Origin of the sequence: Bradyrhizobium sp. 142, assembly GCF_023074015.1 — a bacterium.
GTDB lineage: Bacteria > Pseudomonadota > Alphaproteobacteria > Rhizobiales > Xanthobacteraceae > Bradyrhizobium.
On sequence record NZ_JADPKQ010000240.1, the window covers coordinates 15,306 to 38,747 of the forward strand.

The 23,442-nt window shown below is 63.6% G+C and carries 19 protein-coding genes; 5 read left to right on the forward strand and 14 right to left on the reverse strand.

All coding sequences use genetic code 11. The features are described from left to right. Window positions 1-258 precede the first annotated feature (258 nt). Window positions 259-564 carry a 30S ribosomal protein S21 gene (gene rpsU / locus IVA82_RS22145; RefSeq protein ID WP_148742902.1) on the forward strand — a complete coding sequence of 102 codons (306 nt, stop codon included), beginning with the start codon at window positions 259-261 and terminating at the stop codon, window positions 562-564. A 125-nt stretch (window positions 565-689) separates the two neighbouring features. Then, entirely contained in the window at window positions 690-1,337 is a 648-nt protein-coding gene (locus IVA82_RS22150) for a tetratricopeptide repeat protein (RefSeq protein WP_247390585.1), read from the forward strand. Window positions 1,338-1,367: 30 nt separating this feature from the next. On the opposite strand, the gene IVA82_RS22155 is transcribed toward IVA82_RS22150, so the two are convergent. The 13 genes from IVA82_RS22155 to IVA82_RS22215 all read right to left on the reverse strand — a co-directional run bounded on the left by IVA82_RS22155 (window position 1,368) and on the right by IVA82_RS22215 (window position 15,576). Beyond that, entirely contained in the window at window positions 1,368-2,348 is a 981-nt protein-coding gene (locus tag IVA82_RS22155; protein ID WP_247390588.1) for a hypothetical protein, read from the reverse strand. 90 nt (window positions 2,349-2,438) lie between these two features. Continuing rightward, on the reverse strand, window positions 2,439-2,723 hold the full coding sequence (locus IVA82_RS22160) for a cupin domain-containing protein (RefSeq protein WP_027545550.1): 285 nt from the start codon (window positions 2,721-2,723) through the stop codon (window positions 2,439-2,441). Window positions 2,724-2,783: 60 nt separating this feature from the next. Continuing rightward, window positions 2,784-3,881, reverse strand: coding sequence for an ionic transporter y4hA (locus IVA82_RS22165; protein WP_247390591.1), 1,098 nt, complete (start codon window positions 3,879-3,881; stop codon window positions 2,784-2,786). 50 nt (window positions 3,882-3,931) lie between these two features. Then, complete coding sequence (locus tag IVA82_RS22170; RefSeq protein ID WP_247390593.1) at window positions 3,932-5,356, reverse strand: sodium:proton antiporter; 1,425 nt, start codon at window positions 5,354-5,356, stop codon at window positions 3,932-3,934. A 7-nt stretch (window positions 5,357-5,363) separates the two neighbouring features. Continuing rightward, window positions 5,364-6,161: an alpha/beta hydrolase gene (locus IVA82_RS22175; RefSeq protein ID WP_247390595.1), complete on the reverse strand. Its 798-nt coding sequence runs from the start codon at window positions 6,159-6,161 to the stop codon at window positions 5,364-5,366. Window positions 6,162-6,374: 213 nt separating this feature from the next. Further along, window positions 6,375-7,772 (reverse strand): NAD(P)(+) transhydrogenase (Re/Si-specific) subunit beta, encoded by a 1,398-nt coding sequence (locus IVA82_RS22180; protein ID WP_247390597.1) that lies wholly within the window; start codon window positions 7,770-7,772, stop codon window positions 6,375-6,377. 43 nt (window positions 7,773-7,815) lie between these two features. Then, complete coding sequence (locus tag IVA82_RS22185; RefSeq protein ID WP_007596278.1) at window positions 7,816-8,133, reverse strand: proton-translocating transhydrogenase family protein; 318 nt, start codon at window positions 8,131-8,133, stop codon at window positions 7,816-7,818. Window positions 8,134-8,143: 10 nt separating this feature from the next. After that, window positions 8,144-9,271, reverse strand: coding sequence for a Re/Si-specific NAD(P)(+) transhydrogenase subunit alpha (locus tag IVA82_RS22190; protein WP_247390599.1), 1,128 nt, complete (start codon window positions 9,269-9,271; stop codon window positions 8,144-8,146). A gap of 137 nt (window positions 9,272-9,408) precedes the next feature. Then, a complete protein-coding gene (locus IVA82_RS22195; protein ID WP_008136857.1) occupies window positions 9,409-9,561 on the reverse strand; it encodes an aa3-type cytochrome c oxidase subunit IV in 153 nt (50 codons plus the stop codon). A gap of 95 nt (window positions 9,562-9,656) precedes the next feature. Further along, window positions 9,657-10,052: a type II toxin-antitoxin system death-on-curing family toxin gene (locus IVA82_RS22200; RefSeq protein WP_247390601.1), complete on the reverse strand. Its 396-nt coding sequence runs from the start codon at window positions 10,050-10,052 to the stop codon at window positions 9,657-9,659. An 11-nt stretch (window positions 10,053-10,063) separates the two neighbouring features. Continuing rightward, window positions 10,064-10,288 (reverse strand): AbrB family transcriptional regulator, encoded by a 225-nt coding sequence (locus IVA82_RS22205; RefSeq protein WP_247390603.1) that lies wholly within the window; start codon window positions 10,286-10,288, stop codon window positions 10,064-10,066. Between the two features lie 78 nt (window positions 10,289-10,366). Beyond that, window positions 10,367-13,360 (reverse strand): cell division protein, encoded by a 2,994-nt coding sequence (locus IVA82_RS22210; RefSeq protein ID WP_247390606.1) that lies wholly within the window; start codon window positions 13,358-13,360, stop codon window positions 10,367-10,369. Window positions 13,361-13,671: 311 nt separating this feature from the next. Then, on the reverse strand, window positions 13,672-15,576 hold the full coding sequence (locus IVA82_RS22215) for a M3 family oligoendopeptidase (RefSeq protein ID WP_247390608.1): 1,905 nt from the start codon (window positions 15,574-15,576) through the stop codon (window positions 13,672-13,674). Window positions 15,577-15,703: 127 nt separating this feature from the next. Here IVA82_RS22215 and IVA82_RS22220 point away from each other — a divergent pair, with 127 nt between their 5' ends. From IVA82_RS22220 to IVA82_RS22230, 3 genes are all read left to right on the forward strand, one after another. Beyond that, entirely contained in the window at window positions 15,704-17,200 is a 1,497-nt protein-coding gene (locus tag IVA82_RS22220; protein ID WP_247390610.1) for a sigma-54 dependent transcriptional regulator, read from the forward strand. A gap of 346 nt (window positions 17,201-17,546) precedes the next feature. Beyond that, a complete protein-coding gene (locus tag IVA82_RS22225) occupies window positions 17,547-19,745 on the forward strand; it encodes a L,D-transpeptidase family protein (RefSeq protein WP_247390612.1) in 2,199 nt (732 codons plus the stop codon). Between the two features lie 281 nt (window positions 19,746-20,026). Next, window positions 20,027-21,613, forward strand: a complete 1,587-nt coding sequence (locus tag IVA82_RS22230) for a DUF882 domain-containing protein (protein ID WP_247390621.1) — start codon at window positions 20,027-20,029, stop codon at window positions 21,611-21,613. Between the two features lie 51 nt (window positions 21,614-21,664). Here IVA82_RS22230 and IVA82_RS22235 read toward each other — a convergent pair whose 3' ends face one another. Beyond that, window positions 21,665-23,431, reverse strand: coding sequence for an adenylate/guanylate cyclase domain-containing protein (locus IVA82_RS22235; RefSeq protein WP_247390623.1), 1,767 nt, complete (start codon window positions 23,429-23,431; stop codon window positions 21,665-21,667). Window positions 23,432-23,442 lie beyond the last annotated feature (11 nt).

The window sequence follows — 23,442 nt, forward strand, 5'->3', positions numbered from 1 at the left end:
CGTCTCCCCAAATTTCCAGATTTTCCGGATCAACTTCCGGAAAACGGCCCGCCTTTTGGCACCAAATCACCCAAAATGCGACCGCAAGGCGGAGTTTTCGCCCCATTTAATGGCATAACTTGGCCCGATAGACCGCTTCGCAGGTGGACATGTCAGGTTTTGTCTGATACATCCGCGCCCTCAAGGTTAAGGGCTTGCGCTTTGCCATCCCCTTAGACTTACCAGAATTCAAATCCGATCCACCAAAGAGGATGCCGCGTGCAGGTTCTCGTCCGCGATAACAATGTCGACCAAGCTCTCAAGGCGCTGAAGAAGAAGATGCAGCGCGAGGGCATTTTCCGCGAGATGAAGCTCCGCGGTCACTACGAAAAGCCCTCCGAGAAGAAGGCCCGCGAAAAGGCCGAAGCCGTGCGCCGCGCGCGCAAGCTCGCCCGCAAGAAGCTGCAGCGTGAAGGCCTGTTGCCGATGAAGCCGAAGCCGGTGTTCGGCGCGGGTCCCGGCGGCGATCGTGGTGCTGCCGGCGGCCGTAGTGGCCCGGGTGCCGGTCCGCGCGGACCCCGCTGATCTTGCCGAATTTACAAGACTGAGTTTTCGATGACGCGGGCCCCGGGCCCGCGTTATTGTTTTGTAGAGGTGCCTTTTCTGGGACGGGGCACTACCGATGCGGCACCAGCGCGAGCCAACCGTAGATGGCCCTCCCTTTCCCTGAGCTCAGCCTGGGACGCGCATGCCGAACCTGGCAGCGACCGTTCACGCTGGCTCTGGTGTCAATCGCGCTCTGTGGCTGCTCCTTCGACCTGGGCTCGCTGATGCCGGAAAAGGAGAAGCCTCAGGAAGCGCCCAAGGCAGTGGCCACCGAAAGCGCTGTCAGTGCCGGCAGTGTCAACGAAGCGCAAAGCCGTACGGCCAAAGGCCAGGCCCTGGCGAAGTCCGGAGATGCAGTCGCGGCACTCGACGAGTTCAATCGCGCTGTCGCGCTCGATCCCTACAACGCACAGGCTCTCTATGGCCGGGCCCTAATCTACCAGGGCAGCAACGAGCACGAGCTTGCGATCGCCGATTTCGGTGCGGCAAACGGGCTCAACCCACAGAAGGCTGAGCCGCTGCTTGGCCGCGCCGTCAGCTATCTCGCCGTCGGCAAGGTCAAGGAGGCTGCGGCCGACCTTGACGAGGCTTCGGAGGCCGAGCCGCACAATGCCCAGATCTGGACGACACGAGGGCAGGTCTATGAGCGGCTGGGCGACAGGACCAAGGCGGCGGCGTCCTACACCAAGGCTGTCTCGCTTCGTCCGCGCGACGACGCCGCGCGCAGCGGCCTTGCCCGCGTCGGCGGCTGAGGGGCGATCGAGCGCAACGCAGGCGTCTTATTAATCCGGGGTGATGCTCTTCGGAATAACGGCGTGGAACATCGACTTGACGCCGGACAACATTTCGTCGGCGACATTGGTCTTGGGCCGCACCATCGGGCCGCCTGCGTCCGCGCGCAGGTCGAGCGGCGGCGCAATCATCGGGACGGGGATGTCAGCCGGCGGCGTCAGGCGGTTGACATTGTCGTTATCGACCGAGGCCGTGTAGGGCGGGCTCGCCGGCGACGGTCCGTTGGCATAGGTCTCGGCTTGCGGTGTCGACACCGTGATCGGCGGCGGCAGCGGGCGCACCATCGACGGCGCCGCGGTCACGACGCGCGGCGCTTCCTGGACGCGGGGTCCCGCTTCCGGTGCGCGGCTAGCTTCCTGCGGCGCTAGCTCCGGCGACTTGTCGGCAGACTTGGTCTCAGGCGACTTGCTCTCAGAGGACTTGCGCAAACGCTCGATCGCGGCACGGACGAGATCGTTGGCGTCGGGGCTAGCGGCTGGCGAGGCTGCAACCGGCGCCGAACTGGCCTCGACCACCGGAGCGGCGGTCACGGGAGCGGCAACAGCCGGGGTGGACTTGGCGGCGGCGGCCTTCTCACGCGCCGAAGGCCGGCCGCGCGGGCCGGCCGGCGCGGTCTCGGCCGGTGTTACGTCCGCAGTCTTGGACTCGGCAGCCTTCGAGTCCTTGGAATCAGCAGCTTTGGAGTCCGCAGCCTTGGTCTCGGCCGCCGGGTGATCGGCGGGCTTCTCGGCCGCCGGCTTGTCCGTCACGCTCTTCTCGGAGATGCCCTTGGCCTTGACACCCGGCGCCGGGAGGTTGGCGACATCGGCGGGCTTGCCATTCTTGCCGGCTTGGGCGGGCGCCACCACAGCCGCAGGCGCATCCGCCGCCGGCTTGGCATTGATGTAATGATTAACGATGTACGCCCCGATGATCGTCGCGAGCACCGAGGGGAAGATGTCCATCGAAATTTTAGCGATGTATTTCAGCATTCCGGCCACTCCCCGCGATCTGATGCGGGAACTTTGAGGCATAGTAAGGGATCAACTGCGACCGATCGATGGCAAATAGTAACGCCGGACTTACGGCTTCAGCTCGATCTCAAGGAACACGATCTCGGTTGAGGTTTCGTTAAGCACATCATGTTGGACGCCGGCCTTGCGAAAATAGGATTTTCCGGCAGCAAGCTGCGCCTTGGAGCGTTCGCCGCCGGGCGCCACGATGGTCATTTCGGCGGCGACGACGGGAACGATCACGTAGTCCATCCCGTGGGTGTGATGCCCGGTCGCGCTGCCCGGCGCCAGCCGCCACTCGGTGACCCGGACCTCCTCGTTGTCGATCTGAACCTCGGATTTGGCGGCAAGCATTGGAATTCTCCTGGGACGCAACCGTGCCTAAACGCGATGACGATTCGATCTCATTCCGCTCTAGGGGACGAAGACCATGAACACGTAGACGGCAAATACCACCAAATGCACCAGCCCGAACAGGACGTTGGTTCTGCCCGTGCCGAAGGTCAGCATGCTCAGAAAGAAGGTCAGCGCCAGCAGGACAATCCCCTGCTCGTTGAGTCCAAGCTCGAGCTCCTTGTCGAACGCGTAGGTGGCAACGCCGACGGCTGGGATGGTCAGCCCGATGGTGGCCAGAGACGACCCGAGCGCAAGGTTGATGCTCTTCTGCAGATCGTTCTTGCGGGCCGCCGAGACGGCCGCGACACCTTCCGGCAACAGGATCAGAACTGCAACGAGCAGGCCGGCAAAGGCCGGCGGCGCACCGATCTTGGCGCCGACCGCATCGACAACCAGCGAGAATTTCTTCGCGAGCAGCACCACCGCCAGCAGCGAGACAAGCAGCAAAGCAACGCTCAGCCAAAATATCCGGCCCGAGAGATGGGCGCCCGCACCCTCGCCGTCTGTCCGCTCGTGGACGAAATAGTCCTTGTGCAGAACGGTCTGGGTATAGAGGAACACCCCGTAGAGCGCGAGCGTAACAACGTCGACAAAGCCGAGCTGGACCGCCGAATAGGCCGGGCCCGGCGTGGTGGTCGTGTAGTTCGGCATGATCAGCGTGATGGTCGCGAGCGCGAACAGTACGCTCAGATAGACGTTGGCGCCGGAGAGCTGAAAGCCCTGCTCGCGATAGCGCAGACCGCCGATGAAGATGCAGAGCCCGACGAGGCCGTTGCAGACGATCATGACCACGGCGAACACGGTGTCGCGCGCCAGTTGCGGGGCGGGCTTGGCTCCTAACATGATCGTGGTGATCAACGCTACCTCGATGATGGTAACCGAGAGCGTCAGCACCAGCGTTCCATAGGGCTCGCCGACCCGTTCGGCGATCACCTCGGCATGATGGACAGCGGCGAACACCGTGCCGAACAGGATGACGAGCAGGACGGTCGCGAAGACAAGTCCGCCCAGCGAGAGCGTGAATACATAGTCCGTCGCGCCGACGGCCATGAACAGCAGCACGGCCAGCGCCGGAAAGATCCAGGCTGACTGGGGCATCGGGCTATGCGCGCTCATCCACCGGCTCCAATTGTTCGATAGGAGCAGTAGCAAATTGGCAGGCAGATTCAATGCCAGTGCAGGATCGGCGCGACAGGCAGCAGGGTCAGCAGCAAAAACAGCGGGATCAGCACGGCGCCGGCGCGCAGGAGATAACCGAAGAAGCTCGGCATCTCGATGCCGCTCTCGCTTGCGATGCTGCTCACCATGAAATTCGGCGCGTTGCCGATATAAGTGAGTGCCCCCATGTAGACGGCCCCCATCGAGATCGAAGCAAGCGTGCCCGAGAGCTCGCCCATCAGCACCTGCGGGTCGCCGCCGGCGAGTTCGAAGAACAGCAGGTAGGTCGGCGCGTTGTCGAGGAAGGCCGACGTCAGGCCGGTGAACCAGAAATACGCGACCTCGCGCGGCGCCCCGTCTGGCGCCGTCACCGCCGACAGCAGCCAGGCGAAGGCGCCGTGGTGGCCCGCGTCGAGCATGGCCAGCACCGGGATGATGGCGACAAAGATGGCGGCGAACAGCTTTGCGACCTCGCGGATCGGCTCCCAGGTGAAGCCGTTGGCGTGTCTGTGCTCGTCCGGCGTTAGCCAGACCGACAGGGCGGCAATGGCCAGCAGCACCACATTGCGGGCCAGGCTTTCCAGCTCCAGCTTCGTTCCGAGGATGTCGAAGGCGATGCCGGGCTTCCACATCGCCGAGGCGAGCAGGCTGGCGACGATCATCGCGATCAGCGGCAGATTGATCAGCCCGCGGATCCGCAGCGGCTCCGCCGGCCCTACGTCGGCAAACAACGGCTCCCTGCGGAAGCGCCAGGCGTCGACGACAACAAAGATGGCGAGCAATAGTCCAGCAACGATCGCCGTCTGGAACCAGATGGTCCGCGTTGTCCAGAAGAAGTCGACGCCATGCAGGAAGCCGACGAACAGCGGCGGATCGCCGAGCGGACTCAGTGCGCCGCCGACATTGGCGACCAGGATGATAAAAAAGACGACGATGTGGGCGTTATAGCGCCGCGCCCGATTGGCGCGGATCAGCGGACGGATCAAGATCATGGCGGCCCCCGTGGTGCCGACGACGCTCGCCATCAGCGTACCGAGCGCGAGGATGCCGGTATTGGCCGCCGGCGTACCCTTGATGTCGCCGCTGATGAGAATGCCGCCCCCCACGACATAGAGCGAGAACAGCAGCACGATGAAGCCGAAATATTCGGCGAGCATGGCGTGGACGAACGCGGCGAGCGTCGCCATGCCGCCAGCGAACCAGACGAGCGAGCCGAGCGCCAGCAGTGACCAGGCCGCGGCGATCTTGCCGTAATGGTGGTGCCAGAACTTTGGAAACAGCAGCGGCCCCAGTGCGATCGACAGCAAAAGGCCGCCAAAGGGCAGCGCATAGGGCCAGCGCATCGTCGCACCGTCGAGCCCGGTTGCGGCCCATGCATGCCGCGGCAACAGCGCGATGCCCAAGGTGATGAGCGCGCAGACACACCTCGTCACGGACGGTCTAGGATACAATGAAATGCCTCACCGTTTCGATCGCGCCAAAAGAATCGAGATTGTCGTGTCCACCGCCCGCAAAGCGGACGAACTGCTTCGGTTCATGCGCGAGCGCGAACAAACGCTCTCCGAACACGATCGAAATGACAAGGTCATCGGTGCCGTGCATCACGAGCAGCGGCACCGTGACGCGGGCAACGCGCTCGTCGGAACGGAATGGGTCGCGCATGAGCAGGCGGACCGGAACGAACCGGTAGAGCGAGGCGGCAACATCGACGGCCGACGTGTAAGGTGCCTCCAGGATCAATTTGCCCACCGGATGCTCGGAAGCGACCGCGACCGCAACGCCGGTCCCGAGCGAAAAGCCCCAGACGATGATCCGTTCCGCCGCGTAGCGCGCGCTCGTGAAAGCGTAGGCGGCCGCAGCATCGAGCAACAGCCCCTGCTCGCTCGGCGCGCCGCTCGAGCCGGCATAGCCGCGATAGGACAGCGCGACGAGGCCGGTGCCATCGGCCGTGATGGCCTTGAAACGGCCGACCAGGCCGGCCAGAGAGTCGCCGTTGCCGTGGAAATAGAGGACGACGGACCGGCCGGGCTTTGCCGGCGCGTGCCAGACGATGACCTTCTCGCCGTCCGACGAGGTCAGGACATGCTCCTCTGCTTCCGGAAAGCCCGCCGCTGCCGGCGTCGTACGCGCGGCGGTTGGGATCGGAAACAGCATCTCGCGCTGCCTGACATACAGCACGGTGAGACCGGCGAGATAGCCGGTCACGAGCAGGAGAACGATCCATTTCACGAATATCATGACTGCGTCGCCCGCTCCCGACTTAGGGCTTGCGACGGCTCCGCAGCAATTTCATGACATCGAGCCGGATACTCAAGGGGATCTCGCGGCAGCCACACGCCGCCACGCGGGCAGCGTGCCATGCGACGCGCTGCTTCCGCGTCGCCTTCGGCGGCATGCGATGGGACCGGTGCCACTCATTGTTCAGGGGCCACGGTCCGCCTGCCTCGGCTGCTACATCGCCTTGACGATGTTCTCGGTCACCTTCTTGGCGTCGCCGAGCAGCATCATGGTGTTGTCGCGATAGAACAGCGGATTGTCGATGCCGGCGTAGCCCGAGGCGAGCGAGCGCTTGATGAACATCACGGTGCCGGCCTTCCAGACCTGGAGCACCGGCATGCCGTAGATCGGCGAGGTCTTGTCCTCTTCGGCGGCCGGATTGGTGACGTCGTTGGCGCCGATCACGAAGGCGATGTCGGCCTGCGCGAATTCGGAGTTGATGTCCTCGAGCTCGAATACCTCGTCATAGGGCACGTTGGCTTCCGCCAGCAGCACGTTCATGTGGCCAGGCATGCGGCCCGCGACCGGGTGGATCGCGTACTTCACCTCGACCCCTTCCTTCTTCAGGACGTCGCCCATTTCGCGCAGCGCATGCTGGGCCTGCGCCACCGCCATGCCGTAGCCGGGCACGATGATGACCTTGGAGGCGTTCTTCATGATGAAGGCGGCATCGTCCGCCGAGCCGAGCTTGGCCGGCTTCTGCTCACCGGTCGCGCCGCCGGCCGCGGCGGTCTCGCCGCCGAAGCCGCCGAGGATGACCGAGATGAAGGAGCGGTTCATCGCGTGGCACATGATGTAGGACAGGATCGCGCCCGACGATCCGACCAGCGCGCCGGTGATGATCAGTGCGGAGTTGCCGAGCGTGAAGCCGATGCCCGCCGCCGCCCAGCCCGAATAGGAGTTCAACATCGAGATCACGACCGGCATGTCGGCGCCGCCGATCGGGATGATCATGAGCACGCCGAGCGCCAGCGCGAGGATGACGATCAGCCAGAAGTCGAGCGCGCTGCCGGACAGCACCAGGCCGACGATGAAGAACACCAGCGCCAGCGCCAGCACAATGTTGATGACATGGCGGAACGGCAGGATGATCGGCGCGCCGCTCATGCGGGCGGACAGCTTCAGGAACGCGATCACCGAGCCGGTGAACGTCAGCGCGCCGATGGCGACGCCGAGCGACATCTCGACCAGGCTCTGCGGATGGATGTTGCCGGGCGCGCCGATGTCGAAGGCCTCTGGCGCGTAGAACGCGCCGGCGGCGACCAGGACTGCGGCCATACCGACCAGCGAGTGGAAGGCCGCGACCAGTTCCGGCATCGAGGTCATCGGCACCCGGCGCGCAATCACGGCGCCGACGCTGCCGCCGATGGCGATGCCGAGGATGACCAGCAGCCAGGCGAGGCCGTCTGCCGGCGGATGGCTGGCCAGCGTGGTCGCGACCGCGATTCCCATGCCGATCATGCCGAAGAAATTGCCCTGCCGGGATGAGGCGGGGCTCGACAGCCCGCGCAGTGACAGGATGAACAGCACACCCGCCACGAGATACAGAACTGCAGCCAGATTGGCGTTCATCTCAGGTCCCCCATTGTCTTCGTCACCCCGAGGTGCACGCCGCTCACTTCACTTTCTTCTTGTACATCGCCAGCATGCGCTGGGTGACAAGGAAGCCGCCGAAAATGTTCACACAGGCGAAGATCAGCGCGATGAAGCCGAAGCCGCGCGCCCAGCCCGAGCCGCTCGAGATCATGCCGACGCCGACCGCGAGCAGCGCGCCGACCACGATCACCGACGAGATCGCGTTGGTCACGCTCATCAGCGGCGTATGCAACGCCGGCGTCACCGACCACACCACGAAATAGCCGACGAAAACGGCGAGAACGAAAATCGACAGCCGGAAGACGAAGGGGTCGACGACCTGTGCAATGTGCTCCATGGCGGCTCTCCTAGGCTTTCGGCTGGAAGTTCGGGTGGATGACAGCGCCGTCCCTGGTCAGCGCCGTCGCTTTGACGAGTTCATCGTCCCAATTGACGGCCAGCGCCTTGCTGGCCTTGTCGACCATGGTCTCGATGAAATTGAACAGGTTGCGCGCGTAGAGACTGGAAGCCGACGCCGCGACGCGGCCGGCAACATTGGTGTAGCCGACGATCTTGATGCCATCGAGCTCGGCGACCTCGCCGGGCTTTGCGCCCTCGACATTGCCGCCGCGCTCGACGGCGAGATCGACCAGCACCGATCCGGGCTTCATCGATTTGACCATCTCGGCCGAGACGAGCTTCGGCGCCGGGCGGCCCGGGATCAGCGCGGTCGTGATCACGATGTCCTGCTTCTTGATGTGCTCGGCGGTGAGCGCGGCCTGCTTGGCCTGGTACTCCTTGGACATTTCCTTGGCGTAGCCGCCGGCGGTCTGCGCGTTCTTGAACTCTTCGTCCTCGACGGCAAGGAATTTTGCGCCCAGCGATTCCACCTGCTCCTTGGTCGCGGGGCGCACGTCAGTCGCGGTGACGACGGCGCCGAGGCGACGCGCAGTCGCGATCGCCTGCAGGCCAGCGACTCCGACGCCCATCACGAACACCTTGGCGGCGGGAATGGTACCGGCCGCCGTCATCATCATCGGGAAGGCACGGCCGAAGGCTTCGGCGCCCTCGATCACGGCGCGGTAGCCGGCGAGGTTCGCCTGCGAGGACAGCACGTCCATCACCTGCGCGCGCGTGATGCGCGGCATCAATTCCATCGCGAAGGCCGAGATGCCGGCGTCGGCCATCGTCTTCAGCGCGGCCTCGTTGCCATAGGGATCCATGATGGCGATGACGAGCGCGCCGCGCTTGTACTGCGCGAGCTCGGAGGCCTCGGGGCGCTTCACCTTGATGATGATGTCGGCGTCCTTCAGCGCATCCGCGCTGACGGTGGCGCCCGCCGCGGTGAATTCGGAATCCGGCAGGCCCGACTTCAGGCCGGCACCCGGCTCGATCACGATCTCGGCGCCCAACGCCTTAAACTTCTTCACCGTATCAGGCGAAGCGGCGACCCGCGGCTCCGACGGATCGATTTCCTTGGCAACGGCGATCTTCATAGGCCCTCCGGCGACGCGGGAAAAAGCGCGCACGCGAACTTAGCGTTACTCCCGCAACGTTGGATACCGGTTTTAGAACCGGCTTGTGTGCAAATTTTCTGGGCACCGCCGGCATTGGCGGTGCGGCCGGCGATGGATCAGGTCAGGAAGATCGCCATCAGGATCACGATGAGCGCGACCGAGGCCGTGCCGTACTTCACCAGCTTGATGAAGCCCTCATAGGTCTGCTCGTGGGCAACGTAGTCATTGCCGTCGGCGGTGGTGTACGCCACTTCGCTATGGTCAGCCATGGATGTCCCCAGTCGAAAGTCAATTCCCGGCTGGCAATACCGCAAACCTTCGGGCAGGGCAACGGCACCAATGAGCGGTTTTCCCGCAAATCAGGTCATTTGGAATTCCAATTGTCGCGGATCCAGCGCGCAAGGCTCTGCTCGCTGACTTCGCCGGCGGCGAGGGAAAGCATGATGATTGTCGCTTCTGCCGGATCGGGACTGAACGCCACGCCGTTCTTGCGCAGAAAGACCATCATCGCCATGAAAACAATGCGCTTGTTTCCATCGACGAATGCGTGATTTTTTGCGAGCCCAAATGCATAGGCGGCGGCAAGCTCGTCCAGCGGCGCCTGCTCGTCGCGCCATTTGTTGATCGGTCGATCCAGCGCCGAGCGCAACATGCCTTCGTCGCGCAATCCCGGCGCTCCGCCGAAACGGCGGAGTTGTCGAGCGTGAAGCGCGACAGCCTGCTCGTAGGTGATCCAGAGCGGCGCCTGAGGATCGCTCATGCCAGAGCCGATTATTTGGCGAGCGCAGCGAGTGTATCGCGATACTTGTCCATCACCTCGTCGGCGATTTCCATCGTTCGCTCGAAATCAGGATCGTACGGCACGGCCTGAAAGCCCCCGCTGGGCAATTCCACAATGTGCAATTGCTGTCCGCGCTTGAGGTCGAGCCGCTGCATCAACTCCCGGGGCAACAGCAGACCATCCGAATTGCCGATCTTCTTGATCTCGATCTTCATGGCCAGGGTCCAACCAGCATATTATACATATGTATAACACACCTCGCCAAACCGTTCAACAAATGTTTTACCGCCAGCCTACCCCTGATCCAGCCCGGCGATCGTCCCCGCCATCATCGTGGGCCGCTCGACGACCGGCCAGCCCAGGGAACGGCGAACCTCGTCGATCGCCTTCTCGCCCGCCTCGGTGAACCGCGCCGTGCGCGGCGCCGTACCGGGACCGACCGCGACGGGATGGTCGCCGGCGAGGAAGCCATGGGTCATGTGGAAACCAAGCGCACGATAGACCTCGAACTGCTCCTCCGAGAAGAACTGATCGCCGGTGGTCTCGTGCGGAAAGCGATCATTCCGCCGCGCGTAGTCCCGGATGTAGTCGTTCTCATCCCTGGTGAGCGAAGATTTGACATAGACGAGATAGCCCTTCTCCTCTCCCCCGTAATCGATGCAGCCGATTGCGACGTGAACGTGGTCTTGCGGAGCGTCGCCGTCCACATCGGGAGGAGACGACGGATCGCCGGCCTTGTCGGCATTGCGCGCCATCAGCGCGCGAGTGCGTTCGCGAATCGGCGTCCATGGCAAGTCGATCCGGACGCCGAGATCAATGCGGGCGTAGCGCTGCAGCGTCATCAGCGAACCGAAATTCATCGGCGCATCGGCTTCCGCATCCACCGCAATGATCACCTTGCAGCGGCGGCGCAACAGCTCGTAGACGCCAAGATTTTCGATGTGGCCGCCGTCCGTCAGGTAGACACTGTCGCTATTCTCGTACAGCCGCCCCGAGATTTCGGACCAGAAATAAAGCGGTGTGGAGCGGCGCTGCGGCCGCACGCGCGCGTCGACGTAACGCGGGTTCTTCAGCCAGTAGCCCAGCCGTACGTTGAGAAGCGCGAGCGTGGGTGTCAGCGCCTTGATCGAGTTCGAGCCCATGTTCGAGGAAGCCGCCGCGCCGGAAATCGCCATTGCCGTCGCAAGGTCGAGACTTTGCTCATCGTCCTGCAGCAAGCCGGTGGATGCATAGCCCGTTGCCTCGCTACCGACGTTCAGGGCGGAGAACATGAAGAAGTCCGCGTTGCGGCCACGCCGGTTGGCAAAGTCCGAGCCTTGAATATTTAGCGCCGTATTGATGAGTTGATACGGCCCGCGCAACGTCGGCGTTGCCGGCTGCCCCGGAATACGGGCGGTCTCGGTCGGAGCGGCGTAGAGATCGGTCAGCTTCATGCGATCGAGCGTCCTGAAATCACGCCCCTGATCGAGGCTGGCTTCGGCCCGGGCGATGCCACCGTCGGCCGAACGAGTCGGATCGAACAGGAAAGCCTTGCTCAGCCGATCGCGATAGAGCCGATGCAGCGAGTTCGCATTCGGCGTCAGGCAGAACGAGATGGCAAACAGCAGGAGCCCGGCAAACGTGTAGAGGATCACCATCGGAAGACTGAACGAGTAGCTGAGTTCCGAGGCCGAACCCTGGAACAGACTGGGAATGCGGGCCTGAACCAGATGCCCCGCCTTCTGGGCCAGGAATTCGAGCCATGCCGGGGCATGCCAAGTGGGTGTCAACCGCTCGGTATCGGCCACGACCGGCGGCGCGGCCTGCGGCGTAATCTCGGCTGACAGGGTACCCTTGCTGGCATCGAACTGGATCTTGCCTGCCAAACTCCCGGACGGCGTATTCGATCTGGCGTTGACCAGGCACTCTCTTTGGGAGGTAGCCCCCAGAGCCGACGGGCACCTCTCGAACAAGTCGTTGGCGATGCCCCAATACGACAAATAGAGGTATGCGACCCAGATGATGAGCGGAAGTGCGAGGCCCGCAATCCAAAGCGCCACCTTGGCGACGACCGCGAGCACCAGCGATCCCCATTGCGAAGATACGCTGTTGCCTTTCAGCAGTTCAGCGAACTGCTGCCTGAATGCGGTGACGATGATGCCGATTGGCGCAGCGGCTGCCGCGAGCGACTTGATCCAGGTGATTGCAACAGCGGCAGCCGGTCCGCCGATTGCGTTGCTCTCGGCAACATCAAACATCTGCTCCAGCATGAACGGCTGAAATTCGAAGAAGGCGATCGCCGCCAGCAGCACCAGAAAGGTCGCGCCCATACTCGGCCAATGCGAGCGAAATTCCTGCCGCTTTCCCGGGCTCGCGAACGACTGCTTGAGTGCCCATCCGAAGAACAGGACGACCCCGATGACAGCGATGGCCAGGGTCAGCGCAAAGTGCTGGACCTTGAGAAACCGTGCAAAGTCGCAGGCGACGCCGAGCAGCAAGGCTATACCGGCAAGGTAGGCGCACACGATGCTGGGGCCGTTGCCGCGAACGGCACGGGAGCTCAAATAGGTCAGCCCGCCGCAGAGAAGCAGCACCAGCGCCGCGGCCGCGCCAAAGGCGCTGAAGCCGTAACGATCGATGCTGCCAAAATCATGCAATTCGCACAATTTGCGATCGTTGAGGCCGATACCAAAGACGTTCGCGACCGTCAGGCAACTGCGCAACGGCGTCGACCATATGGTGACGGCGGCAAGCAGTAGCACGATGGGCAACGTCAGCCCGATATTGGCCACCAAGCCGCGCACGACAATCGCAAATCCGGTCAGAAGATCGCGTGCGCCGGCGGGAATCAGATAGTTGGAATAGTTGCGGAGATGTCCGACCGAAGGCGTGTCGCTGATTTCGGCAGCGGTTACGGTACCTGCGACCGGCCTTTCACCGAATACAAACCGCCCTGCCGCCGTCATGGTCGCGCTGAGCGAAGTGCCGATATAGCCGCCACCCGACACCGTGGAGAGATAGTCGATCCGCCCGATCAGGTTGTGGTGATTCAAGGCTTGTAGCACGCCGAGGCAAAGGGCCGACGAGCGGATGCCGCCGCCGGACAACGCGAGCCCGACGACGTCGAGCAACTGGCAAGGCTCCAGGGTAGCGGGATCGAGGCGCCGTTCCGGCTCACGCCGCGTGTTGATTGCCGCGATCTCGTCGCGGACGATTTGATGGTGCTTCTCGCACCAGGGCGTCTCCTCATCGACCGCTGCAGTATTTCGTGCTTCGGGAACTGGCGCGGCGGGCCCTTGATCGCGCATGGGCATCTCCCCAGGCAAAATCGACCGATCCACAATCAATAGTTGAAAATTATATCCGCAATCTATCAAGGTTAGTCTTGCGGGCCGCGCGAACGTTCAATCCCACGTAGCAAATATCAAGACGATCGCGAGGACCGCCAGGGAGCGTGGAGGCGCGGATTGGAACTCACAGCGCTACAAATATTCGCAACGCCCCCGTTCGGCATGAATGCGCCAAGACGCAGCTTGCGCTTCTATCCGGCGTAGCTCCGCTGAGCAGCCGGTACCCAGACATCAGGTCGAAAGCCACGCGCTCCGAGGAATGCGCGGCATCAGCCCATCGCCTCGAGCTCGTCGATCATGCCGGCAATGACCGAAAGACCGCCATCCCAGAATTTTGGGTCTTTGGCATCCAGCCCGAACGGACGCAGCAGCTCGGAATAATGCTTGGTGCCGCCGGCTGCGAGCATGCCGAGATAGCGTTCGGCAAAGCCTTCGGCCGCGTTCTCGTAGACGGCATAGAGCGAGTTCACGAGACAATCACCGAAGGCATAGGCGTAGACGTAGAACGGCGAGTGGATGAAGTGCGGGATGTACATCCAGTAGTTCTCGTAGCCCGCCTTGATCTCGATCGCAGGCCCCAGGCTCTCGCCTTGCACCGAGAGCCAGATCTCGCCGAGCCGCGTCGCGGTGAGCTCGCCGTTCTTGCGCTCGGTGTGGACCGCGCGCTCGAACGAATAGAACGCGATCTGCCGCACCACGGTGTTGATCATGTCCTCGACCTTGCCGGCGAGCAGGGCCTGGCGCTGCCTTGCATTTTTGGTCTGCGCCAGGAGCCGTTTGAACGTGAGCATCTCGCCGAATACGCTCGCAGTCTCCGCCAGCGTCAGCGGCGTCGGCGCCATCAGCGCACCGTTTTTCGCCGCCAGCACCTGGTGCACGCCGTGGCCGAGCTCGTGGGCGAGCGTCATCACGTCGCGCGGCTTGCCCTGATAGTTCATCAGCACATAGGGGTGCGCCGACGGCGTGGTCGGATGCGAGAAGGCGCCCGGCACCTTGCCCGGGCGCACCGGCGCATCGATCCAGCGGTCGGTGAAGAAGCGCTCGGCGATGTCGGCCATGTCAGGCGAGAAGCCGCGATAGGCCGATAGCACCATGCTGCGCGCCTCGGGCCAGGCGATAGTGCCGGTCGCGGCAAAGGGCAGCGGCGCATTGCGGTCCCAATGGGCGAGCCGCTTCTTCTTGAACCAGCGCGCCTTAAGCGCGTAGTAGCGGTGGGACAGTTTTGGGTAGGCTGCGCGCACGGAGGCGACCAGCGCATCCACAACCTCGCGCTCGACGCGGTTGTTCAGATGCCGGGAATCCGCGACGTCCTTGAAGCCGCGCCAGCGGTCGGAAATGTCCTTGTCCTTGGCGAGGGTGTTGGTGATCAGCGCGAAGGTGCGCTCATTGGCCTTGAAGGTTTTTCCCAGCGCTTGCGCCGCGCTCCTGCGCTTGGCGCCGTCGCGGTCCTGCAGCAGATTCAACGTCGGCTCGATCGCCAGCTCCTTTGCGCCGATCTTGAAGCGAAGACCCGAGATGGTCTGGTCGAACAGCCTGTTCCAGGCGGAATAGGCGGTCTGCGCCTTCTCCAGGAAAAGCTGCTCGAGCTCGTCGTCGAGCTGGTACGGCTTCTCCTTGCGCAAATCCTCGATCCAGGGACGGTAATGCGCCAGCTCCGGCGCCTGCATTGCGCCGGTCAAAATATCGTCATCGATGCGATTGAGTTCGAGCGCGAAGAACAGAAGGTGGGTGGACGCAGCCGTCAGACGCTCGGAGACGTCGCCGTAAAACTTTGAAATCGCAGGGTCAACGCTGTCGCCGGCATGGACCAGACCGGCATAGGAGCCGAGACGGCCGGCGAGATCGTCGATCAACTCATAGCGCCGCACGGCCTGCGCGAGCCATTTTCCGCCATCTTCGTTTGCTGTTCCTGTCGCGAGCTTGCCCCTGTAGTCCGTCTCGAACGCGACGCAATCGGCGTCCATCCTTTCGAGATCGCGCGCCACTTCCGGAGCATCGATCCCGGAATAGAGATCGGCGAGGTTCCACTCCGGAAGCTTGGCGGTCTTGCTCGCAGGCCTGGAGGAATTTGCCTTGGGAGGGGATTTGCCAGCGGAGTTCTTGGTGGTCGGCTTGCCGAGGGCGGGCTTGGTACGAGCGGATTTATTACGAGCGGATTTGGAGCGCGAATTCATTGTGTGGGAAACCTGTGTTCAACAATCGCGGCGGCGGGCGGGGCCATCAAGGTTTAAGAGTGCGTTAATCGGCTTCGGCCAGAGTGCCCCGATTCGAGACAGATAGTAGTAGCGTGCGGGGAACACCATGGCTGCCAGTATTTTGATCGCCGATGACGACGCTGTAGCCCGCCGGCTGGTCGAGAACATGGTGCAGAAATGCGGCTATGAGACGGTCGTCGTGGACTCGGGCGACGCCGCGATTGCCATCCTCACCGCCCCCGACGCGCCCGCCATCGATGCCATGGTGCTCGATCTGGTGATGCCTGGCCTCGACGGCATGGGCGTGCTGGCGAAGATCCGCGAAGCCGGACTGACCATTCCCGTGATCGTGCAGACCGCCCATGGCGGCATCGATAACGTGATCTCGGCGATGCGCGCGGGTGCCGCCGATTTCGTGGTCAAGCCGGTGGGCATGGAGCGGCTCCAGGTGTCGCTTCGCAATGCGCTTAACGCCTCCGCGCTCAAGGGTGAATTGCAGCGCATCCGTCACAGCCGCGAGGGACGGCTGACCTTCTCCGACATCGTCACGCGCGCCGAGGCGATGGCGAGCGTGATGCGGACCGCGCAGAAGGCGGCGGGCTCGTCGATACCGGTGCTGATCGAGGGCGAGTCCGGCGTCGGCAAGGAAATGTTCGCGCGCGCCATCCACGGCAGCGGCGAGCGCAAGGCAAAGCCGTTCGTTGCGGTCAATTGCGGCGCGATTCCCGACAACCTCGTCGAGTCGATCCTGTTCGGCCACGAGAAAGGTGCCTTCACCGGCGCCACCGAACGGCACATGGGCAAGTTCGTCGAAGCCCATGGCGGCACGCTGTTTCTGGACGAGGTCAGCGAGCTGCCCCTGACCGCGCAGGTCAAGCTGCTCCGCGCGCTCCAGGAGGGCGCGGTGGAGGCGGTCGGCGGCCGCAAGCCCGTCAAAGTCGATGTCCGCATCATCTCGGCAACCAACCGCAAGCTTTTGGAGCGGGTGAAGCAGGGCCATTTCCGCGAGGATTTGTTTTATCGTCTGCACGTGCTGCCGATGACAATTCCCTCGCTGCGGGCCCGCCGCGAGGACATTCCGCATCTCCTGCGGCATTTCCTGGCGCGCTTTGCCGCCGAAGAAAACCGCGCCATCGCAGGCATCAGCGGCGAGGCGGTGGCGCATCTTTCGCAGCTCGACTGGCCGGGCAATATCCGCCAGCTCGAAAACGCGGTCTACCGCGCGGTGGTGATGAGCGACGGCGACCAGCTCGGCCTCGACGATTTTCCGCTGCTCGCCTCGCATCAGCACGTGGCAACCGAGATTCCGACCGCGCCGCTGATGCTCGAGCCGATTGCGGCGCCCTCGCTGGTCTCGGGTAATGAAATACCGATTGCACCCCTACCCTCGGCAGGAAACCTGGCCATGCTGACCGCGACCGGCGATGTCCGTCCGCTGGAGGAGATGGAGAACGAGATCATCCGCTTTGCGATCTCGCATTACCGCGGACAGATGTCGGAGGTCGCCCGCCGCCTCAAAATCGGCCGGTCCACGCTCTACCGAAAACTCGATGAAGCCGACGTGCCCGGACATGGCGGCAAAAGCAGCGAGGAGACGCACTGAGCCGCGTTGCCAACGGCCGACTGCCCGATCGCGCGATGTCGCCTTAAACCCTTCGCATGACGAAAGAATTCGACTGCGATTCGAACCGTGACCTGGAAGTGACAGACAAAGGGAAAAGCGCGTGGCAGAAGCGCACTATCCGTTGCAAAGGGGCTTTCTTGAAGTCAGTTTGTCGTGAGTTGTCCCGGGTAACGCTGGCTGCAAAAACGGGGCCTGTATATCGTCTGCGTAAGAATCGTTGCGTGCAGGCGTGCAACTTGCGAGAGGCCGGCGCGGTTTAGCCGAAGCTGAAAAGACATAACAAAGCCGTTCCACCAGGGGCGGTTCACCCAAGGGGTGTGACACAATGCGTGACTGTTTGAACCACCGTGCAGGCTTTGACCGCGTCTTGATGGCGGTCGCGGCGACCTTCCTCACGGTGTCGGGCGGCTCAGCCCTGGCGCAGGATCAGGCGCGCAGCAGCGCCGCCGAGCTCGCGATCGAAGCCGCGATCCCGCGCCCCGAGCCCGCAAACGTCCCGCCTCCGAGCGCAGCCGATATCAAGCTCGACACCACCGCCACGGTTCAGGACTCCGCGAAGGAGCCGGTGAAGGCGGAAGCCGCGCCGACAGTGGACAAGGTCGAGACCAAGCCCTCCGACGTCGCGACCGCGCCCGCGACCGAAGCGCCGAAGAGCGAAACGGCCAAAACCGAACCTTCAAAGACCGAACCCGCAAAGTCCGAGCCCGCCAAAGCTGACACTGCAACGGCGCCGGCGACTCCGGCGGCCCCTGCCGCCGCCACAGCGACCCCGGCGTCCGAACCGCTGAAGGCCGCGAGCAACGTTCCCGCCGCCGATCAGCCTGTCGCCGACAAGCTCAAGGACATCATCGGCGCCAAGACCTCGCGCCATTTCGACCGCAAGAACGAACGCGCCGCCGTCGAGAAGTTTTACGGTGCGCGCGACTACGCGCCGGTCTGGACCCAGGGCGGCAGCCTCACCGCTGCGGCCAAGGGCGTGATCGCCCGGCTGAAGGATGCGGCCTCCGATGGCCTCAATCCCGCCGACTATCCGGTGCCGGATTTCGCCGCCGCTACGACGCCCGATGCCCTCGCCGATGCCGAGCTGAAGCTCACCGCCAGCATGTTCGACTATGCACGCCAGGCCCAGAGCGGCCGCATGCACTGGTCCCAAGTCAGCGCCGACATCCTTTATCCCGAGCATCCGGTCGACCCGAACGACGTGCTCGCCAAGGTCACGACCGCGACCGATGCCTCCGCGGCGCTCGACAGCTACAATCCGCCGCAGAAGCTCTACAAAGAACTCAAGGCGAAGCTCGCACAGCTGCGCGGCCAGACCGACGGCCCGGTGATCGAGATCGCCGACGGCCCCGCAATGAAATACACGCCGGCTCGCGGCAAGAAGCAGGCTGAGATCGTCGTGGAAGATCCGCGCGTGCCGCAGCTCCGCGCCAAGCTCGGCATCGCCGAGAATGCCAGCGACACCCGCTATGACGCCACGGTCGCAGAGGCCGTGCGGAAATTCCAGGACGGCGCCGAGATCAAGCCGACCGGCATCCTCGACGACAAGACGGTCAAGGCGCTGAACAGCCCGAAGCGCGACAAGCAGATCGACGTTGTGCTCGTGAACATGGAGCGCTGGCGCTGGCTGCCGCGCGACCTCGGCGTGCCTGCGCTGGGCGACGCTTATGTCATCCTCAACATTCCGGACTATACGCTGAAGGTGATGCAGCGGGGCCAGCAGGTCTGGACCACCCGCGTCGTCACCGGCAAGCCGGGCCAGCACGCCACGCCGCTCCTCACCGAGACGATGAAGTACATCACGGTCAACCCGACCTGGAACGTGCCGCCCTCGATCGTCTACAACGAATATCTGCCGGCGCTTCAGCAGGACCCGACCGTGCTTCAGCGCATGGGCCTCAAGCTCGAACAGAATCGCGACGGTTCGGTGCACATCTCGCAGCCACCGGGTGAGGCGAACGCCCTCGGCCGCATCCGCTTCAACTTCCCGAACAAGTTCCTGGTCTATCAGCACGACACGCCGGACAAGAACCTGTTCGCGCGGGACGAACGCGCCTTCAGCCATGGCTGCATGCGTGTACAGAATCCGGATCAGTACGCGTCCGTTCTACTCAACATCGCCATGCCGAACGAGAAGTACACGCCGGAGCGCGTGCGCAGCATGTACGGCAAGAGCGAGATCGACCTGAAATTCCCGACGCCGATCCCGGTCAACATCACCTACCAGACCGCGTTCGTGGACGATGGCGGCAAGCTGCAATTCCGCAAGGACGTCTATGGCCGCGACGCGACCATGATCAACATCCTGAAGAACGGCCGCGGCAAGGATCTCGAGAACGTCGTAGCTCGCTCCCAGCCGAGCTATTCGCGCCCGGCGACGACGCTGCCGTCCGGCGTGGCGATAGCCAACAATGGCGGCGGCTCGTCCGGTCTGAACTTCTTCGAGCGGCTGTTCGGGGCGCCGACCCCGCCGCCGGCTCCGATTGGCCGCCGTCCGCAGCAGCAGCGGGTGTTCACCCGCTGAGGCCTCTTGATCGCTGCTTCTGAAATTCTTCAATCAAAACAGCGACCTCATCCTCTGGATGCGTTCGCTTAACGTTAAACATTCTCCACCCGAACTCAGGCAGCGGGCGTTTTTTTGCCACACTCAACCGGTTAGGTTTGCGTTCTGACTTGGTTTGGGGGCGGGAAGGTCAACCTCAAATTAACCTTCTCGCTTTAACAAAGCGTTCATCCTCTTTCGCGCGCTAACGGGGTTGGCGGGAGAGTCCATTTTGAACGCTGGTCGACTGGGTGGGCTCTAACGTGCTGACTGGTCTCGCACGCCAATTCGCTGTGCTGTCGTTGTCCCATGTGGGCGTGAAGGCTGGATCGCGGATCGGCCTCGCATCCGTATTGCTGTTTGCTGCAGCGGGTTCAGTTCACGATGCCGCCGCGCTGAACGAGACCAAGACGCTCTCCTTCCACCACACCCATTCCGGCGAAGATCTCACCGTCACCTTCAAGCGCGACGGGCGCTTCGACGAAGCGGCGCTGAAGCAGCTCAATCATTTCCTGCGCGACTGGCGCACCCAGGACGAGACGGTCATGGACCGTCACCTCTTCGACATCCTCTGGGAAGTCTATCGCGACGTCGACGGCAAACAGCCGATCCAGATCATCTCCTCCTACCGTTCCCCCGCCACCAACGCCATGCTCCGCCGCCGCTCCTCGGGCGTCGCGCGCTTCAGCCAGCACATGCTGGGACATGCGATGGACTTCTACATTCCGGGCGTGCCGCTGGAGCAGATCCGCTTCGCCGGCCTGCGGCTGCAGCGCGGCGGGGTCGGCTTCTATCCGACCTCCGGCTCGCCCTTCGTGCATCTCGACACCGGCAGCATCCGGCACTGGCCGCGCATGACGCATGACCAGCTTGCCCGCGTCTTCCCGGACGGCCGCACGGTCCATGTCCCGACCGACGGCACGCCGCTGAAGGGCTATGAGTTCGCCAAGGCCGACATCGAGCGGCGCGGCAATGGCGAGGACGCCGGCAGCAAGCCGAATTTCTTCGCCGCGCTGTTCAAGGGCAAGTCGGCTCCGGCTGCCAGCAGCAGCGACGAGGATGACGAGGGCGGCCCCGCCGCGGCCGCCAAACCGTCCGCGCCGACCGTGGTCGCAGCCGCAGCCAAGTCCTCCGATCCGGTGCCGACGCCGCGCGCCAAGCCAGTCGCCGCTACGCTCCAGCTCGCCTCGGCGGATACGCAAATCGTTGCGGCGCCCAAGCCGAAGCCCGTGGCTGACAAGCCGGCTGCCGCCAAGCCGGAGACGCCGGCAGACATCATCAATGCCCGCGGCTTCTGGGATTTCCCGGCCACGCCGCAGCAGGCAACGCCCGCGCAGGTCGCCGCGCTGAAGGCGCGCCAGGCACTCGCCACCGACCCGCAGCCGACCGCAAGCGTATCGTCGTCGGCCTATCAGGCGCTGGCCTACGCACCGGCCTCCGCCTCGCCGGTCGACCGCGCCAACGTGGTCGCCGCCTCCGCGCCGATCCCGCGCTCCGCCCGCCCCGCGTCCCGCAACCTCGCGCCCGCGACCGAGATCAACACGGTGGTCGGCAAGCGCATCGACGGCATGGTCGCAACCGCGACCCGGCTCTCCGCGGCCAAGGGCGAGAGCATCTGGCTCAAGATCGTGATGCTGTCGCCCAGCGCCAGCCGCTCGATGTCGGTCACGCTGATGGGCGAGCTCGACACGGCGGCGATGCGCGCCTATTTCGTCAAGCCGCAGTCCGTGATCGCGATGGGCTTTGTCGACGATCCAATGCAGGGCCTGTCCTGCGACAGTTTCTCGGGCACCGCGACTGCGAAGCTCGAGACGACGTCCTTCGTCGTGCGCACGGCGGCGCTGCGCTGAGAGCTCGGGGCCCGCAAAGCGGTCCCCTGCCTTCTTTCCCACTCGAATTGATTATGCCGGCAGGCCGGCCCTGATGAGGCCAGCTTCATGGCGCTGGCGGTCCACTTCGCGCTTGTAGTGCAGGGTTGCAAGATGGGCTGCCACCGAGAATCCTGGTTCGCGCTTCAGAACCTCGGCAGCGTGAGCTCCAGCCGCGACGGCATTGTTCATCTGCGCGAATGTCGCCGCGAGGAACGCGTGATGGGTATAGTCGGCTCGTGTGATCCTTGAAAAGGCCTCAGCGGCATCGGCGTATTTCTCCGCGCAATAATAAGCGCGGCCCAGATGGCTCCAGAAACGCTCGGGATGATAAGGGTTGAGACGCATCGCTTTCTTGATCCAGTCGATGCCTTCCTCAGGCAGACCCAGCCAGGTCAGAAGCTCTCCCTGCTGCACGACTACTAGATCGTAATTCGGGTTGAGGGCGAGCGCGCGCTCCTGATGATACGTGGCTCTTTCGTAATCGTGGCGCGTCAGATTGAGCGCGGCGAGGATCCGGTGCACGTCCGCATCATTGTCATCGAGCGCCAACGCGGTCTCGAGTTCCGAAGCCACCTGTTCAAATGTCGCATCGCGATCAGCGCACCAACCATAGATCCAGCACTGGCCGAGCACGCATGCCTTCCACGCGTGGGCGTGGGCGTAGTTCGGATCCATCGCCAGCGCCCGGTTAAGCAGCATCTGCGCCTGAGCGTTGTCTTCGCGCGTCGAGCGGTGATGCAGGAGCTTTGCCGCCAGCACGCATTCATAGGCGGCCATGTTATCGGTCGGCTTGCGCTTGGTGCGGTCGTGCGTTGCTGCTTCCACGCGACCCGGTAGCGTCGCGGCGATTGCGCGGGTCATCTCGTCCTGGATGGCAAAAATATCCTGGAGCTCGCGGTCGTAGCGTTCGGCCCAGATATGGCGGTCGGTTTCCGCATCGATCAGCTGCACGGTGACGCGGACGCGCCCCCCGGCCTTCCGCACGCTGCCCTCAATGACGTAGTCGACACCGAACTCACGGCCGATGTCCTGGACCTTTACGGCTTTGCCCTTGTAGACGAAGGCGGAGTTGCGGGAGATGACAAGCAGGTCGTGGAAGCGCGAAAGCTCCGTAATGATGTCTTCAGTAAGACCGTCCGCGAAGAACTCCTGTTCGGGATCGCCACTCATGTTGGCGAACGGCAGCACTGCGATGGACGGCTTCTTCGAGATACCCCGTGGCATATCGGCAGCCTTTGCTCCATCGGGCAGGCTTGCAGGCCCCTCCGCCAGCCGAACGCGGAAGACGCGGATCGGGCGGGCGATGTTTTTGACGCTCTGTTCGCCGAGATCGTCGAATTGAACTCCGTCCAAGCGGTCGCCGACCTGATCGCGCACCGCGCCTGAAACGCAGATTCCTCCGGGCTCGGCCAGGGCTTCAAGTCGGGCTGCGACGTTGACGCCGTCGCCGAAGATGTCATTTTGATCGACGATTACATCGCCCAGATTGATGCCGATGCGGAATTGTATCCATCGCGGCGGCGGGACGTCGGCATTGCGCCGTGCCATGCGGCGCTGAACCTCGGCGGCACATAGCACGGCATCGACGACGCTGTGGAATTCGGCGAGCATCCCGTCGCCGGTCGTCTTGATGATGCGACCACGATTTTTGGCAATGGCTGGATCGATGAGCTCGACCCGATGGGTCTTGAGGCGCGCAAGGGTACCCGCCTCGTCGACCTCCATGAGCCGGCTAAAGCCGACCATGTCAGTCGCGAGAACCGCGGCGAGCCTGCGCTCTGGTCCGGGCACGTCCATTGCTCGGTCCT